The organism is Saccharopolyspora sp. NPDC049357 (assembly GCF_040677225.1).
In the GTDB taxonomy this organism is placed as follows: domain Bacteria; phylum Actinomycetota; class Actinomycetes; order Mycobacteriales; family Pseudonocardiaceae; genus Saccharopolyspora.
On record NZ_JBFAQJ010000003.1, the window covers coordinates 204,780 to 219,739 of the forward strand.

The window sequence follows — 14,960 nt, forward strand, 5'->3', positions numbered from 1 at the left end:
AGAATGCATTCGCGACGCTGCGGGGAGGAACCGTGAACGCCCGGATCGATCTGGCGATCAGCGCCGCACTCGCGGAAGACTCGATCGACGAATCCAGCCCCGACGTGGACGCGGCATCAGCGGACCGCCGACCCGAAGGACTGCTCCACCAGCTGTCGGCGATGCTCGCGCCGCTGTCCACTCCCCGCCTGCAGCCCTGCGACTGCAACGGCCACGCACGCCGCTGACCCCTCGCGCGCGCGCACGGGAACCTTTCTGTCACTCCGACCGCCGAAAGCGTCCCGTCATCTGACGTGGACTCACCGCCGCGTGTTCACGCCGACGGGAACCGGAATGGTGGGAACATTCCCGTCACCGCCCAATTCGATCCAATTCCGATCAAGACCGACCAATGGTCGGCGACGGTCGGTGATGCTCAGAATGCGTCTGCGACGCCGAACATTCTTCGGCCATCACCGCAGTTCACGGGCAGGAATCATCGGCCCGGATTCCGGAAGCCAGGTGCGGACGCGCAAAACCGCCTGCGGCCGCCCCCTTCGGAGCCGGGGAACCTTCCTGTCATCCCAGGTGACCGCCGGGCTCAGAACAGGCGGTACTCGTCGGGCTCGATGCCGCGCAGCTTGTCGTAGTCCAGGACCACGCAGCGGATACCACGGTCCTCGGCCAGCGTCCGCGCCTGCGGTTTGATCTGCTGGGCCGCGAACACGCCCGTGACCGGGGCGAGCAGCGGATCGCGGTTGAGCAGCTCCAGGTAGCGCGTCAGCTGCTCGACACCATCGATCTCACCGCGACGCTTGATCTCGACCGCGACGCTCTTCCCGCCGTCATCCCGGCACATCAGGTCGACCGGCCCGATCGCGGTCGGGAACTCGCGACGAACCAGCGACCAGCCCTCGCCCAGGGTCGTCACGTGCTCGGCGAGCAGCTCCTGCAAGTGCGCCTCGACGCCGTCCTTGACCAAACCCGGCTCGACGCCCAGCTCGTGCTTGGAGTCGTGCAGCACCTCGTCGACCGTGATCACCAGCTTCTCGCCGGCCTTGTTCTGCACCGTCCACACGTCGGGGTCCTCGATGAGCCAGCACGGCGGGCTCATCCAGTTCAACGGCTTGTAGGCGCGGTCGTCGGAGTGCACCGACACCGAACCGTCGGCCTTCACCAGCAGCAGTCGCTGCGCCATCGGCAGGTGCGCGGTGAGACGACCGACGTAGTCCACCTGGCAGCGGGCAATCACAAGTCGCACCCGGCACAGAGTACGGGCGTGACCATCGATGTCGAGCACCCCCACGGGTGATCAACGACCCGCACCCGGTCGGGACCCGCGCCGTACCCCTTCCCACCACCGGAGTTACCGTTACCGCTCGTGTCTTTCGCCCGCAGTCTGCTCCGCGTCAAACCCGCCGAACGGCTCGCCACCGAGGGATCGCACAGCGAGCTGAACCGCACCCTCGGCCTGGTGCCGCTGGTGGCCCTGTCGGTGGGCGCGACGCTGGGAACCGGCATCTTCGTGGTGCTCGCCGAGGCTGCCCCGGCCGCCGGTCCGGCTGTCGTGGTCTCGTTCGTGCTGGCCGGGCTGGCCGCGCTGTGCTCGGCGCTGTCCTACGCGGAACTGGCGGGCAGCGTCCCCGTGTCCGGATCCGCCTACTCCTACACCTACGCGACCCTCGGCGAGTTCATCGCCTGGATCTGCGGCTGGTGCCTGCTGCTGGAGTACGGGGTGTCCGTCGCCGCCGTCGCGGTCGGCTGGGGCGGCTACCTCAACGAGTTCCTGCAGGGCACGATCGGCGTGACCATCCCCGAGGCACTCGCCGCGCCCCCAGGTGAGGGCGGCGTCGTCAACGTGCCCGCCGCCGTCGTCGTGCTGCTGGCCACCGGAGTGCTGCTGATCGGCGTGCGCGAGAGCGCCTGGGCCACGACCGTCACCACGGTGCTCAAGATCGCCGTGCTCGTGTTCTTCGTGGCGGTGGCCTTCACCGCGTTCAACTCCGGGAACCTGACCCCGTTCGCCCCCGCCGGGATCGCCGGCATCTCGGTCGGCGCCTCCGCGGTGTTCTTCTCCTTCATCGGCTTCGACGCCGCCTCCACCGCAGGTGAGGAGGCGCGCAACCCCGAGCGCGACCTGCCGAGGGCCATCATCCTGTCGCTGATCATCGTCACCGCGATCTACGTGCTGGTGGCCTTCGCCGCGGTCGCAGCGGTCGGAGCCGGCGCGCTGGGCGAGTCCGACGCGTCGCTGGCCACCGCGCTGCGCACCGTCACCGGCCAGGGCTGGCCCGCGGTCGTGCTCGCGCTGGGAGCGGTCATCGCGATCGCCTCGGTCGTGCTCACCGTGCTCTACGGGCAGACCCGGATCCTGGTGGCCATGTCGCGCGACGGTCTCGTCCCGCGGATGCTCTCGCGGGTCAACCGCCGGTCGGTTCCGGCCCGCAACACCGCGTTGGTGGGAATCCTCGTGGCACTGCTGGCAGCCGTGGTGCCGCTCAACCAGCTCGCCGAAGCCACCAGCATCGGCACCCTGGTCGCGTTCGGCCTGGTCAACATCGGCGTCGTGGTGCTGCGGCGAACCCGTCCCGAGCTCCCGCGCAGCTTCCGCACCCCGCTGATGCCGTTCGTCCCGCTGCTCGGCCTCGCGCTGTGCGCGTACCTGATCACCGGTCTGGACGCGGTCACCTGGCTGACCTTCGCGATCTGGACGGCCATCGGACTCGTCGTGTACTTCGGCTACGGCCGCCGGAAGTCGCAGCTCAACCGCTCCGCGGAGTAGGGGAACCTTTCACCCGCCGAAGCCCTCACCAGGCACTGCGCGGGCTCGGCGTGGCAGGAAGGTTCCCATGCTCACCTCCGGCGCCCCCGAGCGGCAGGATGGGGCGCATGGAGCAGACCAGCAGCCGCGAGGTGTACGCGAATCCGTGGATGGCGGTGCGCGAGGACGGTGTCCGACGCGACGACGGAACCGCCGGGATCTACGGGGTCATCGACAAACCGGACTACGCCCTGGTCATCCCCCTCGATGGCGATCGGCTGCACCTCGTCGAGCAGTTCCGCTACCCGCTGGGCATGCGCCGCTGGGAGTTCCCGCAGGGCACCGCGCCCGACCGGGCCGACGTCGAGGCCGGTGAGCTCGCCGCCCGCGAGCTGCGCGAGGAGACGGGACTGCGCGCGGCGAACATGCTGGACCTGGGGCTGCTCGACGTCGCGCCCGGCATGTCCAGCCAGCGCGGGCGGGTGTTCCTCGCCACCGGGCTCACCGAGGGCACGCACGAACGCGAGCACGAGGAGCAGGACATGCGCACAGCGTGGTTCAGCCGAACCGAGTTCGAGAAGATGATCGCCGCCGGCGAGGTCACCGACGCCCAGTCCATCGCCGCCTACGCCCTGCTCCTGCTGCGCGAACGCCGCGGCACCTGACTCACAGGCCGACGCCGCCGAGAGCGTTCAGGTCGATCTGCTCCGGCGGTTCGGCGAGCATGCCCAGCACGTCGTTGAGGTCGATGTCGGGTCGCGTGGCCACGGTGGTGGCCAGGGCCGCGTCCGCACTGGCGAAATCGGTCCACGCTTCGACGACGCGCACCGTGTCGGGAGCTTCCACGTCACGGCTGACCAGGTAGAGCTGGCAACCCAGCGATCCGCGCAAGCCCTCGGCCACCTGCATCATGATCGTGGCGAGTTCGTCGCCCCGGCCGGGTTTCGCGGTGAAGGTCATGATGCGGCCGACCCGCGTGGTGGTGCTCATCGGTTCCCTTTCCGGATTCTCACCTGGTCCGCGAAGGACTTTAGCCACCCGGACCGGCGCCGATGATCATGGTCCCCGGCACTTCCGCGGCCCCCGGGAACATCTGTGGCCGGTGCCCCCGGACGAATCGGGACCACCGGCCACAGATGACGAAGATCAGTCCGCGACGCGCTCGATGTCGGCGCCCAGCCCGCGGAGGTTCTCCACGAAGTTCGGGTATCCGCGGTCGATGTGGAAGACGTCCCACACCTCGGTGTCGCCGTCTGCGCACAACCCCGCCAGCACGAGGCCCACGCCGGCGCGGATGTCCGTCGCCCACACCGGCGCGCTGGACAACCGCTCCATACCGCGCACCACCGCGTGGTGGCCGTCGGTGCGCGCGTCCGCGCCCATCCGCACCAGTTCCTCGATGAACCGGAACCGCGACTCGAACAGGTTCTCGGTGATCATCGAAGTGCCGTCGGCGACGGCGGACAAGGCCAGCGCCATCGGCTGGAGGTCCGTCGGGAAGCCCGGGAAGGGCAAGGTCACGTAGTCGACGGCCTTCGGGCGGTCCGGCATGACCACCCGGAAGCTCTCCTCACCGGTGGTCACCTCCGCACCCGCGCTGCGCAGCTTCTCCAGCATCAGGTTGGTGTGCTGCGGGTCGACCCCGTTGACCGTGATGTCGCCACGAGTGGCAGCGGCGGCGAATGCCCAGGTCGCACCGACGATCCGGTCACCGATCACGCGGTGCTCCACGGCTCGCATCGCGGTGACGCCGTGCACGGTCAAGGTGGAGGTTCCCGCGCCCTCGATCTTGGCGCCCATCTGCTGGAGCATCACGCAGAGGTCGACGATCTCCGGTTCGCGCGCCGCGTTGTCGATGACCGTGGTTCCCTCGGCCAGCACCGCGGCCATCAGGATGTTCTCGGTGGCCCCCACGCTCGGGAAGTCCAGCCAGATCTGCGCGCCCTGCAGGTTTTCGGCCTCGGCGACCACCGCACCGTGCTCGATGTGACTGGTCGCGCCCAGCTTGCGCAGCCCGTTCTGGTGCATGTCCAGCGGACGGGAACCGATCGCGTCACCACCGGGAAGGGTCACCACGGCGCGGCGGCAGCGCGCCACGAGCGGCCCCAGCACGCACACCGAGGCGCGCAGCTTCCCCATCGACGGCGAGATCGCCTCGTGGCTGATCGTCGACGGCGTGGTGATGCGCGCCGTGCCGCCGTCGATGGTCACGTCGCAGCCCAGGCTGCGCAGCACGTCGGCCATCAGCGGAACGTCCAAGATCTCGGGACAGTTCACGATCGTCGTCGTGCCTTCGGCAAGCAGCGCAGCGGCCATCAGCTTGAGGACGCTGTTCTTCGCCCCCACCACGTCCACCGCGCCGACGAGGCGCGCTCCGCCGCGTACCCGGAAGTGCTCACTCACGAGGATCGAGGTTACGGCCCCCGCCCATGGCGCATCGGGGCGGGTCACGAGCTCGTGAGGGAACCTTCCTCCCACCGGGTGGACGTGCGGGAAGCCTTCATGTCACCTGCGGTGCCGCAGCGGTGCATGTGGTGCGAGGGAACCTTCCTGCCAGCTTCCGCCTAGGGCGGGCACGCCTAGGCTGTGGGCATGGCAGTCCACCTGACGAAGATCTACACGCGGGCCGGGGACGCGGGCACCACGCGGTTGTCGGACAACTCGAAGGTTCACAAGACCGATCCGCGCCTGGTCGCCTACGCCGACGTGGACGAGACGAACTCCGTGCTGGGCGTGGCCCTGGCCACCGCTGAGCTCGCCGACGACGTCGTGACCGTGCTGCGCGCCGTGCAGAACGATCTGTTCGACGTCGGCGCGGACCTGTCCACACCCGTCGTGGAGAATCCCGAGTACCCGCCGCTGCGCGTCACCCAGGCCTACATCGACCGGCTCGAAGGCTGGTGCGACGAGTTCAACGCCCGGCTGGGCAAGCTCGACTCGTTCATCCTGCCCGGCGGCACCCCGGGTGCCGCGCTGCTGCACCAGGCGCGCTGCGTGGCTCGCCGCGCCGAACGTTCCGCCTGGGCGCTGCAGGACGCCGACTCCGAGCGCACGTCACCGTTGCCCGCGAAGTACCTCAACCGGCTCTCCGACCTGCTGTTCATCATGGCCAGGGTCGCCAACCCGGACGGAGACGTGCTGTGGAAGCCGGGCGGCAACGCCTAGAGCTCCTTGCCGTAGCAGCGGCTGTGAGGGTCGCACCGGTAGACACCGAAGTTCTCGATCTGCTCGTACCCGCATGAGAGGTAGAGCCCGATGGCTTCGGGCTGCTTGGTGCCGGTCTCCAGCACCAACCGCTTGCAGCCGGCCAGCGCGGCAGTGGACTCCAGCTCGGCGAGCATCCGCCGGGACCGTCCGTTGCCGCGCTGAGCGGGCACGACGTACATGCGCTTGAGTTCCGCGTCGCCGTCCCGCAATCCGTCCTCACCGGTGTCGTGCACCCGCCAACCACCGGAGGCCACCGCCTCCTCGCCCAGGTAACCCAGCAGGAACAGGCCGCGGGGCTGGGAGAACTCCGCCGGGTCGACCGGCGTCATGTCCTGCTCCCCGTAGCGCTCGACGTACTCCTGCTGCAGAGCCTCGATCAGCCGCTGGGAATCGGGGTGGTCGTAGCCGACGGTCTCGATGCGCACGCTCGCAGCGTAATCGGCTGCGCCCCTGGTCATCGAAGGGTTTTCTCGAACCAGTGCGCGGCGTAGGGGTTGTCGTTGTAGGCCGGGATCGAGACGTAGCCGGCCTTGGCGTACATGGCCTGGGCCTCGCCCAGCTCGGCCGCGGTGTCCAACCGCACCCGCGTGCACCCCATGCGGCGCGCATGATCTTCCAGGCTGGTCAGCAGTGCGCGACCGGCTCCCTTGCCCCGCAAGGCCGGCGAGATCCACATCCGCTTGATCTCACCGGTGCCGTCGGGCTCCGTCCGCAGCCCACCGCATCCCATGACCTCGCCTGCGAACCGCACCAGCAGGAACACGCCCTTCGGCGGCGCGAAATCGTCCTCAGCAGGCGGCACGCCCCTACCCGGATCGAATCCCTCCGGAAAGCGCTCCGCCAGCTCAGCGACGTACTGAGCCAGCGCACGCTGGGCATCACAGCTCTCGAAGGGTTCCGGCCTGATCGTGAGGTTCTCGGTCACGGAACCAGTCTCGGCAACCCGAACCGTCCAACGCCACCCGCGCGAGCATGGGAACCTTCCTGCCACCACGTCCGGCAGAAGTGGCAGGAAGGTTCCCATGTTCCGCCCCGAGGGCACGAAAAAGCGGGGCCCGTGGTCGGACCCCGCTGTTGATCGTCGGGCGTTCAGGACGCCCACGGCACCGAATGTCCCGGTGGTGCCGATTCGAGCCAGGACAGGAAGCCGGTCAGCGCGTCGCTGTTCATCGCCAGCTCCAGGTCCGGTCCGGTGAGGTCCAGGACCGTGGAGCCGCTCGGCATCGCGTACGCCTCCGCGACCGAGGGTTCGCGTCGCAGGGCGATGTCCACGGTTCGCCGGTTGATCACCCAGTTCGGGCCGGAGCGAAGGCTCAGGATGCGGTACCAGGCGAATTCCTCGCCCCGGTAGTGCGCCACACCCAGCTGCCAGCCGCGTCCTTTGCCATCGGTGGCGCGCAGCGCCACGTCGATGCCTCCGACCCGCAGTTCGCGCACTCGTCGCCAGGCCAGCAGCCCCACCGCGAGAGCGGCGAGCAGCAGCAGCGCGAACGCTACGACGAGCAACACGACCGGCGAACCCATGCTGGCCCGATCAGTCCGTGTGGCCCGCTGCTCGCAATCGGGCTGTCGCCTGCGTTCTGGCCAGCTCGTCGTCGCTCTTGGCGTCCTGGCGAGCCTGCGCCACGTCGATCTCCTGCGCCAGCTCCGCGGACTCCGCGAGCACGCTCACGCCGGCACCGGTCACCGAGAGGAAGCCACCGTGGACCGCAGCGGTCACGGTCTCCTTGTCGGTGGTGGTGATGCGCACGACGCCACCCTCGACCAGCTGACCGAGCAGCGGTTCGTGGCCCGGCAGGATGCCGATCTCTCCCTCGGTGGTCTGCGCGACGACCGCGGTCGCCTCCCCGGACCACAGCAGGCGCTCGACGGCGACCAGTTGGACGGACATGTTGGCCACGCGCGTCTCCTTTGTCGGGTGTGCCCGCAGTCTAGCCAACGCCACCAGGGCGATCTTGACTGGCCGGGCTGAAAATGCCTAGTGGCAAAGGGGGTCGGGACCCGTCGGGCCCCGACCCCGCTCGCCGGTTTTCACCACACCCCGCCAGGCTTGCAAGCGGGGTGGCAGATCACTGCTCGGTGAGCTTCTTGTACGCCTGCTCGAGGTCGTCGAGACCACCGATGGACAGGAACGCCTGCTCCGGGTAGTGGTCGAAGTCGCCCTTGCACAGCTTGTCGAAGGCCTCGATGGTCTCCTTCACCGAAACGAAGGAGCCCTCCTGGCCGGTGAACTGCTTCGCGACGAAGAAGTTCTGCGACAGGTAGCGCTGGATGCGACGCGCCCGCTGCACCGTCACCTTGTCCTCTTCGGACAGCTCGTCCATACCGAGGATGGCGATGATGTCCTGCAGCTCCTTGTACTTCTGCAGGATCCGCTTGACCTCCTGGGCCACGCGGTAGTGCTCATCACCCACGACCGACGGGTCGAGGATGGTGGAGCTGGAGGTCAGCGGGTCGACCGCCGGGTAGATGCCCATCTGGGAGATCGGGCGGGAGAGCTCCGTCGTCGCGTCCAGGTGGGCGAAGGTCGTCGCCGGGGCCGGGTCGGTGTAGTCGTCCGCCGGCACGTAGATCGCCTGCATCGAGGTGATCGAACGACCACGCGTGGAGGTGATGCGCTCCTGCAGCTCGCCCATCTCGTCGGCCAGCGTCGGCTGGTAACCCACGGCCGAAGGCATGCGGCCCAGCAGGGTCGAGACCTCCTGGCCGGCCTGGGTGAACCGGAAGATGTTGTCGATGAACAGCAGCACGTCCTGGTTCTGGACGTCGCGGAAGTACTCCGCCATCGTCAGAGCGGACAGCGCCACGCGCATACGGGTGCCCGGCGGCTCGTCCATCTGACCGAACACCAGCGCGGTGTCGGCCAGAACGCCCGACTCGTCCATCTCCACCCAGAGGTCGTTGCCCTCACGGGTGCGCTCGCCGACACCGGCGAACACGGAGGTACCACCGAAGTTCTTGGCGACTCGGCGGATCATCTCCTGGATCAGAACGGTCTTGCCGACACCGGCACCACCGAACAGACCGATCTTGCCACCCTGCACGTACGGGGTGAGCAGGTCGATCACCTTGATACCGGTCTCCAGCACCTCGGTCTTGCCCTCGAGCTGGTCGAAGGCCGGGGCCTTGCGGTGGATCTCCCAGCGCTCGGCGTCCGAGCCGTAGCCCGGCTCGTCCAGGCAGTGGCCCAGCGCGTTCCACACGTGGCCCTTGACCTTGTCGCCGACCGGGACGGAGATCGCCGAGCCGCTGTCCACGACGTTCACGCCGCGGACGAGGCCCTGGGTGGGCTGCATGGAGACCGTGCGCACGACGCTGTCACCCAGGTGCTGGGCGACCTCGAGCGTCAGCGTCTTGGCCATGCTCTCGGCCGTGATCTCGGCGGTCAGAGCGTTGTTCAGGTCCGGCACCTGGTCACGCGGGAACTCGACGTCCACGACCGGGCCGAGCACCCGGACGACGCGGCCCGTGCCAGTGCTGGTGGCAGTAGCAGCAGTCATGTCACTCACTTCCTGCGGACGAGAGCGCCTCGACACCGCCGACGATCTCGCTGATTTCCTGGGTGATCTGGGCCTGGCGGGCCTGGTTGGCCTCGCGGCTTAGGTTGCGGATCAACTCGTCCGCATTGTCCGTCGCCGACTTCATCGCCGTCCGGCGAGCCGCGTGCTCCGACGCCGCCGCGTCCAGCAGACCCGCGAACAGCCGGGTCTTGATGTACTTCGGCAGCAGGGCGGAGAACAGCGTCTCAGCGTCCGGCTCGAACTCGTAGACGGGCTTGAGCTTGCGCTCGTCGGTGTACTCGACCTCCAGCGGAGCGATCCGCCTGACCGTCGGCTTCTGGGTCAGCATCGACACGAAGTCGGTGCTCACCAGGTGGAGCTCGTCCACACCCAGCTTACCGTCCGGACCACCGTCGTCGAGGTAGTCGTCAGCACCCGCCAGGAACGCCTTGACCAGGGTCTCGCCGACCTCGGAGGCGTCGGCGTAGTCGGGCCGGTCGCTGAAACCGGACCAGCTCGCCTCGATCTCGCGCTGCCGGAACCGGTAGTACGACTCGCCCTTGCGGCCGACGACGTAGAGCACCGGCTGCTTGCCCTGCTCGCGGAGCAGCGACTGCAGCTCCTCGGCCGCCTTGATGACGTTGGCGTTGTAGCCGCCGCAGAAACCCCGGTCACTGGTCACGACCAGCACACCAGCCCGCTTGGGGTTGGTGCGCTCGGTCAGCAGCGGGTGGTCCAACGTGCTCACGTCAGCCAGCGCGGACAGGACGTTGGTGATCTCGTCGGCGTACGGCCGCGAGGCCGCGACCCTGGCCTGCGCCTTGGTGATGCGCGAGGTAGCGATCAGCTCCTGCGCCTTGGTGATCTTCCGGGTCGATTTCACCGACCGGATGCGATCCCGGAGTTCCCGAAGGTTGGCCATGGCTTATCTGGTCACTCCTTCGGGGCGGGCTTGGCGACCTTCACGGTCTCCTGCCCGACCTCGTCGGCGGCCAGAGCCTCGGCGTCCGGGCCGCTCGGCGCGGCGGAACCGGCCGAACCGGTGAAGCTCTTCTTGAACTCCTCGATCGCGTCCACGATGACCTTCTCGCCGTCGGCCGACAGCTTGCCGGTCTCGACGATGTCCTTGAGCGTGGTCTCGTGCGAGCGACGCATGTGAGCGAGGAACTCGCTCTCGAAGCGGCGCACGTCGGCGATCGCCACCGAGTCGAGGTGACCCTTGGTGGAGATGTAGAGCGACACGACCTCTTCCTCGACCGGAAGCGGCTCGCCCTGACCCTGCTTGAGGATCTCCATCAGGCGGGCACCGCGGTCCAGCTGAGCCTTGGAAGCGGCGTCCAGGTCGGAGGCGAAGGCCGAGAAGGCCTCCAGCTCGCGGTACTGGGCCAGGTCCAGACGCAGCGAACCGGTGACGCTCTTCATCGCCTTGATCTGCGCGGAACCACCGACACGGGACACCGAGATGCCGACGTCGATGGCCGGGCGCTGACCGGCGTTGAACATGTCCGACTGCAGGAAGCACTGACCGTCGGTGATCGAGATGACGTTGGTCGGGATGTAGGCCGACACGTCGTTGGCCTTGGTCTCGATGATCGGCAGACCCGTCATCGAACCGGCGCCCAGCTCGTCCGACAGCTTCGCGCAGCGCTCCAGCAGACGCGAGTGCAGGTAGAAGACGTCACCCGGGTAGGCCTCGCGGCCCGGCGGACGACGCAGCAGCAGCGAGAGCGCGCGGTAGGCCTCGGCCTGCTTGGTGAGGTCGTCGAAGATGATCAGGACGTGCTTGCCCTGGTACATCCAGTGCTGACCGATGGCCGAACCGGTGTAGGGGGCCAGCCACTTCAGACCCGGGGAGTCCGAGGCCGGGGCCGCGACGATGGTCGTGTAGTCCATCGCGCCGGCGTCCTCGAGGGACCGCTTCACACCGGCGATCGTGGAGCCCTTCTGGCCGATCGCGACGTAGATGCAGCGGACCTGCTTGGTCGGGTCGCCCGACTCCCAGTTCTGCTTCTGGTTGATGATCGTGTCGACCGCGACCGTGGTCTTGCCGGTCTTGCGGTCGCCGATGATCAGCTGACGCTGACCGCGGCCGACCGGGGTCATCGAGTCGATGGCCTTGATGCCGGTCTGCATCGGCTCGCCGACGCCCTGGCGCTGCACGACCGTGGCGGCCTGCAGTTCCAGCGGGCGCTGCTCCTCGGCGACGATCTCGCCGAGGCCGTCGATGGGCTCACCCAGCGGGTTCACCACGCGACCGAGGAAGTTGTCGCCAACGGGGGTCGACAGGACCTTGCCGGTCCGCTTGACCTCCTGGCCTTCCTCGATCTTCTCGGACTCGCCCAGGATGACCGCGCCGATCTCCTGAGCCTCAAGGTTCATCGCGACACCGTAGATGCCGCCGGGGAACTCCAGCAGTTCCTCGGTCATCACCGAAGGCAGGCCCTCGACATGGGCGATGCCGTCACCGGTATCGGTGACGACCCCGACCTCCTCGCGGCTGACCTCCGGGGAGTAGCTGGAGACGTAATTCTCGATCGCACTGCGGATCTCGTCCGACGAGATCGTCAGCTCCGCCATGTCTCGTTCCTGCCCTCGGTTAGTTCTTGGAAGGGAGTTGGTGTTGCGCACCGCGCGCCCGGCTCGGTTTCAAGCCGGGGCGCGGTGTCGGCATCAGTCGGCCAGGTCGCGCCGCAGCGTCTGCAGGCGTCCCGTCACGCTGCCGTCGATGACCTCGTCACCGACCTTGATCAGCAGCCCGCCCTCGACACCGGGATCGATCTCCAGGTGCAGAGCGATGGGACGGGCGTAGATCCGCTGCAGGGTGCGCGACAACCGGTCCTGCTGTTCCGCACTGAGCGGGAACGCGGAACGGATGTGCGCCACCGAGCGTTCCCGGCGCTTCGCCGACAGCTCGGCCAGCTCTTCCAGCCCCTCGCTGACCCGCCGGCCACGCGGCCGGGCCACGAGCTGCCGGACCAGTTCGAGGGTCACCGGTTCGACCTTGCCCTCGATGAGCCGGTCCAGCACGGCGGTCTTGCTGGCCGGGTCCCCGGAGGGATCGGACAGCAAGCGCTCCAGGTCCACTTCGGAGCCGATGATGCGGCCCAGCCGGAACAGCTCGTCCTCGACCGCGTCGAGGCGACCCGCCCGCTCGGCCTGCACCAGCAGCGCGGTGCGGGCGAGCTGTTCGAGCCCGCCGACCAGGTCGCTCGGGCTGGACCAGCGTGCGCGGACGGCTTCGACGATCACCGGCAGCGCCCGGGCGCCGACCTTGGGCTCCAACAACCCGCGGGCCAGGTTCTCCCTGGACTGCGCGTCGGTGGAGGCGTCGGCGAGCGCCCGACGGAGCGTGGACTCGCGGCCCAGCAGAGCGGCCACGCCGAACAGCTCGTCGGCGAGCCCGGTGATCTCCGCAGCCTGAGCCCCGTCAGTGGCCTGCAGCAACTGCAGCTGACTCGCTGCCATTGCCTCACGGCTCGCGGCGTTCACGAGGGTGCTCAACTCTCAGCGCCTTTCACTAGGTTCAGGGCTTGGCCGACTCGGCCGGGGCCGAGGTCGCGTCCAGCTCGTCGAGGAACCGGTCAACGGTGCCGCGACGACGCGCCTCGTCCTCCAGGGACTCGCCGACCACCCGGCTGGCCAGGTCGACCGCCTGACGTCCCAGGTCGGAACGCAGTTCGGCGACGATCTGAGCCCGCTGGTGCGCCAGCTGGGACTGGCCCTGGCTGACGATGCGGTCCGACTCGGTCTGAGCCTGGGTCCGCATCTCCTCCAGGATCTGCTGTCCCTCGGCACGGGCGTCGTCGCGAATGCGTGCGGCCTCGGCGCGAGCTTCGGCCAGCTGCGACTTGTACTGCTCCAGGGTCCGCTGCGCCTCGGCCTGCGCGGCCTCGGCCTTCGCGATACCGCCCTCGATCCGCTCGCTGCGCTCCGCGTAGATCTTCTCGAAGCGCGGGACCGCGAACTTCCAGAGCACGAACAGCAGCAGCCCGAACGCGACGAGACCGACCACGATCTCCGCGGGCTCCGGGACGATCGGGTTGTGCTCGCCTTCAGCGGCGAGCAGCATCTGGGTCTTCACCACAACGTCTCCCAACGCGTTGAGCCGTCAGATGATCAGGCAGCCGACGCGATGAAGTAGACGACCAGACCGATCAGCGCGAGCACCTCGACCAGAACGAAGGAGATCCAGGCGATGCCCTGCAGCTGGCCCTGGGCCTCCGGCTGGCGGGCGGTGCCGTTGATGACGGCGGCCCAGATCAGACCAACGCCGATGCCCGGGCCGACGGCGCCGAGGCCGTAGCCGATCGCGGCGAGACCGGGGTTGATGCTGCCCGCAGCCTCAGCGGCCTGCGCGAGAACGATGTTGCTCACTTTCACTACCTTTCACTCGGTCCGCTTTATCTGGGCGGATCGACAGGTCCTTTTTTCGGATCGGAAAGTCTTTGTCGTCGCCCGGTTTTTATTTGTGTCAGGCCTCAGTGGCCTTCGGCCAGCGCTGCGCCGATGAAGTTGGCGGTCAGCAGGGCGAAGATGTAGGCCTGAAGCACCTGAATCAGGGCTTCGACAAAGGTCAGGGCGATAGCGAAGGCGAATGCCACCACGGAGATGGGCTTGAACGCCACGCTCGCCTCGAGGAGCAGGTACTCACCGCCGAGCGTGAACACCAGCAGGATGAGGTGTCCGGCGAACATCGCGGCGAACACTCGGACCGCGAGAGCGGCCGGCTGCGCGACGAACTTCTGCAGGAACTCGATCGGTGCCAGCAGGAGGTAGATCGGCTTCGGAACCCCGGGCGGGAACATGATGTGCTTGAAGTAACCCAGGAAGCCGTGCCGGGCGAAGCCCACCCCGTGGAACACCACGTAGACCACGGCGGCCAGCGCGATCGGGAAACCGATCTTGGACATCGTGGGGAACTGGATGATCGGGATGATCCCGAAGAGGTTGTTCACCAGTACGAACGTGAACAGCGCGAAGATCAGCGGCACGAAGGGACGGAAGTCCTTGGCACCGATCTGCTCCCGGGCAATCTTGTTCCGGCTGAACTCGTAGGCGAACTCGGCCACGAACTGACCCTTGCCCGGAACCAGCTTCAGGTTTCGGGTGGCGATCAGGAAGTAGGCGCCCACGATGATCGCCGAAGCCACGACGAGAACCATCGGCTTGGTGACTCCGCCGGCGATCGGCGGGAGGAAAAAGCTATCGGCGCCCGGCGGCTGGAATGTTCCGCCTTCGGCCAGCATCAGCGCGCCCAACTGGGCTCCTTCCGGTTCTCCCGGCCGAACTTCACTCTTCCGGGGGAATCGTCACGTTTTGCACTTAACGTACCTGATACGCGATCCGGCACGCGGAGGGGCCCTCCCCACCCAGTGGTGTCTGAAGGCCTACCTTCTGGTGCCCTTCAACCCGCTGTGCAGGGAAGGCTTTCGGCCGAGACCTTACCAGCGGGTAAGTAGCCTACCGACATGCTGGTCGGCTACACCTGCGGTTCCACCCGTCCGCAGGTGCGG

At 68.0% G+C, this 14,960-nt stretch carries 18 protein-coding genes; 4 read left to right on the plus strand and 14 right to left on the minus strand.

The annotated features are described in order from the left end of the window. Positions 1-32: 32 nt before the first annotated feature. Positions 33-227 carry a hypothetical protein gene (locus tag AB0J91_RS04170; protein ID WP_363864014.1) on the plus strand — a complete coding sequence of 65 codons (195 nt, stop codon included), beginning with the start codon at positions 33-35 and terminating at the stop codon, positions 225-227. Between the two features lie 353 nt (positions 228-580). On the opposite strand, the gene nucS is transcribed toward AB0J91_RS04170, so the two are convergent. Next, a complete protein-coding gene (nucS, locus tag AB0J91_RS04175) occupies positions 581-1,240 on the minus strand; it encodes an endonuclease NucS (RefSeq protein ID WP_132680251.1) in 660 nt (219 codons plus the stop codon). Positions 1,241-1,360: 120 nt separating this feature from the next. Between nucS and AB0J91_RS04180 the strand changes: the two genes are divergently transcribed. Next, positions 1,361-2,761, plus strand: coding sequence for an amino acid permease (locus AB0J91_RS04180; protein ID WP_363864016.1), 1,401 nt, complete (start codon positions 1,361-1,363; stop codon positions 2,759-2,761). Between the two features lie 107 nt (positions 2,762-2,868). Next, complete coding sequence (locus AB0J91_RS04185) at positions 2,869-3,405, plus strand: NUDIX hydrolase (RefSeq protein ID WP_363794071.1); 537 nt, start codon at positions 2,869-2,871, stop codon at positions 3,403-3,405. A gap of 1 nt (position 3,406) precedes the next feature. On the opposite strand, the gene AB0J91_RS04190 is transcribed toward AB0J91_RS04185, so the two are convergent. Beyond that, positions 3,407-3,730: an antibiotic biosynthesis monooxygenase gene (locus AB0J91_RS04190; protein ID WP_132680254.1), complete on the minus strand. Its 324-nt coding sequence runs from the start codon at positions 3,728-3,730 to the stop codon at positions 3,407-3,409. 156 nt (positions 3,731-3,886) lie between these two features. Continuing rightward, positions 3,887-5,143 (minus strand): UDP-N-acetylglucosamine 1-carboxyvinyltransferase, encoded by a 1,257-nt coding sequence (murA, locus tag AB0J91_RS04195; RefSeq protein WP_363864017.1) that lies wholly within the window; start codon positions 5,141-5,143, stop codon positions 3,887-3,889. 189 nt (positions 5,144-5,332) lie between these two features. On the opposite strand from murA, the gene AB0J91_RS04200 reads away from it, so the two are divergent. Then, positions 5,333-5,905, plus strand: coding sequence for a cob(I)yrinic acid a,c-diamide adenosyltransferase (locus tag AB0J91_RS04200; RefSeq protein ID WP_363864019.1), 573 nt, complete (start codon positions 5,333-5,335; stop codon positions 5,903-5,905). Here the strand turns inward: AB0J91_RS04200 and AB0J91_RS04205 are convergent. The 11 genes from AB0J91_RS04205 to atpB form a co-directional block, all read right to left on the minus strand. Further along, on the minus strand, positions 5,902-6,372 hold the full coding sequence (locus AB0J91_RS04205) for a GNAT family N-acetyltransferase (protein ID WP_363864020.1): 471 nt from the start codon (positions 6,370-6,372) through the stop codon (positions 5,902-5,904). The two genes, AB0J91_RS04200 and AB0J91_RS04205, sit on opposite strands and share 4 nt — an antisense overlap. Positions 6,373-6,401: 29 nt before the next feature. After that, a complete protein-coding gene (locus AB0J91_RS04210) occupies positions 6,402-6,872 on the minus strand; it encodes a GNAT family N-acetyltransferase (protein ID WP_363864022.1) in 471 nt (156 codons plus the stop codon). A 164-nt stretch (positions 6,873-7,036) separates the two neighbouring features. Next, entirely contained in the window at positions 7,037-7,471 is a 435-nt protein-coding gene (locus tag AB0J91_RS04215; RefSeq protein WP_363864024.1) for a DUF2550 domain-containing protein, read from the minus strand. A gap of 10 nt (positions 7,472-7,481) precedes the next feature. Further along, positions 7,482-7,847 (minus strand): F0F1 ATP synthase subunit epsilon, encoded by a 366-nt coding sequence (locus AB0J91_RS04220; protein WP_363864026.1) that lies wholly within the window; start codon positions 7,845-7,847, stop codon positions 7,482-7,484. 169 nt (positions 7,848-8,016) lie between these two features. Then, a complete protein-coding gene (gene atpD / locus AB0J91_RS04225; RefSeq protein WP_132618887.1) occupies positions 8,017-9,447 on the minus strand; it encodes a F0F1 ATP synthase subunit beta in 1,431 nt (476 codons plus the stop codon). Between the two features lies 1 nt (position 9,448). Then, positions 9,449-10,369, minus strand: a complete 921-nt coding sequence (locus tag AB0J91_RS04230) for a F0F1 ATP synthase subunit gamma (RefSeq protein WP_363794059.1) — start codon at positions 10,367-10,369, stop codon at positions 9,449-9,451. Between the two features lie 11 nt (positions 10,370-10,380). Then, positions 10,381-12,024: a F0F1 ATP synthase subunit alpha gene (gene atpA / locus AB0J91_RS04235; protein ID WP_132680260.1), complete on the minus strand. Its 1,644-nt coding sequence runs from the start codon at positions 12,022-12,024 to the stop codon at positions 10,381-10,383. Between the two features lie 93 nt (positions 12,025-12,117). After that, the gene (locus tag AB0J91_RS04240) at positions 12,118-12,948 is read right to left on the minus strand and encodes a F0F1 ATP synthase subunit delta (protein WP_363794057.1); all 831 of its coding nucleotides are present in this window, start codon (positions 12,946-12,948) and stop codon (positions 12,118-12,120) included. 22 nt (positions 12,949-12,970) lie between these two features. Further along, entirely contained in the window at positions 12,971-13,528 is a 558-nt protein-coding gene (locus AB0J91_RS04245) for a F0F1 ATP synthase subunit B (RefSeq protein ID WP_132672502.1), read from the minus strand. Positions 13,529-13,563: 35 nt separating this feature from the next. Then, positions 13,564-13,821 carry an ATP F0F1 synthase subunit C gene (locus AB0J91_RS04250; RefSeq protein WP_029534827.1) on the minus strand — a complete coding sequence of 86 codons (258 nt, stop codon included), beginning with the start codon at positions 13,819-13,821 and terminating at the stop codon, positions 13,564-13,566. A gap of 104 nt (positions 13,822-13,925) precedes the next feature. After that, positions 13,926-14,705, minus strand: coding sequence for a F0F1 ATP synthase subunit A (atpB, locus tag AB0J91_RS04255; protein WP_132672362.1), 780 nt, complete (start codon positions 14,703-14,705; stop codon positions 13,926-13,928). Between the last annotated feature and the right edge of the window lie 255 nt (positions 14,706-14,960).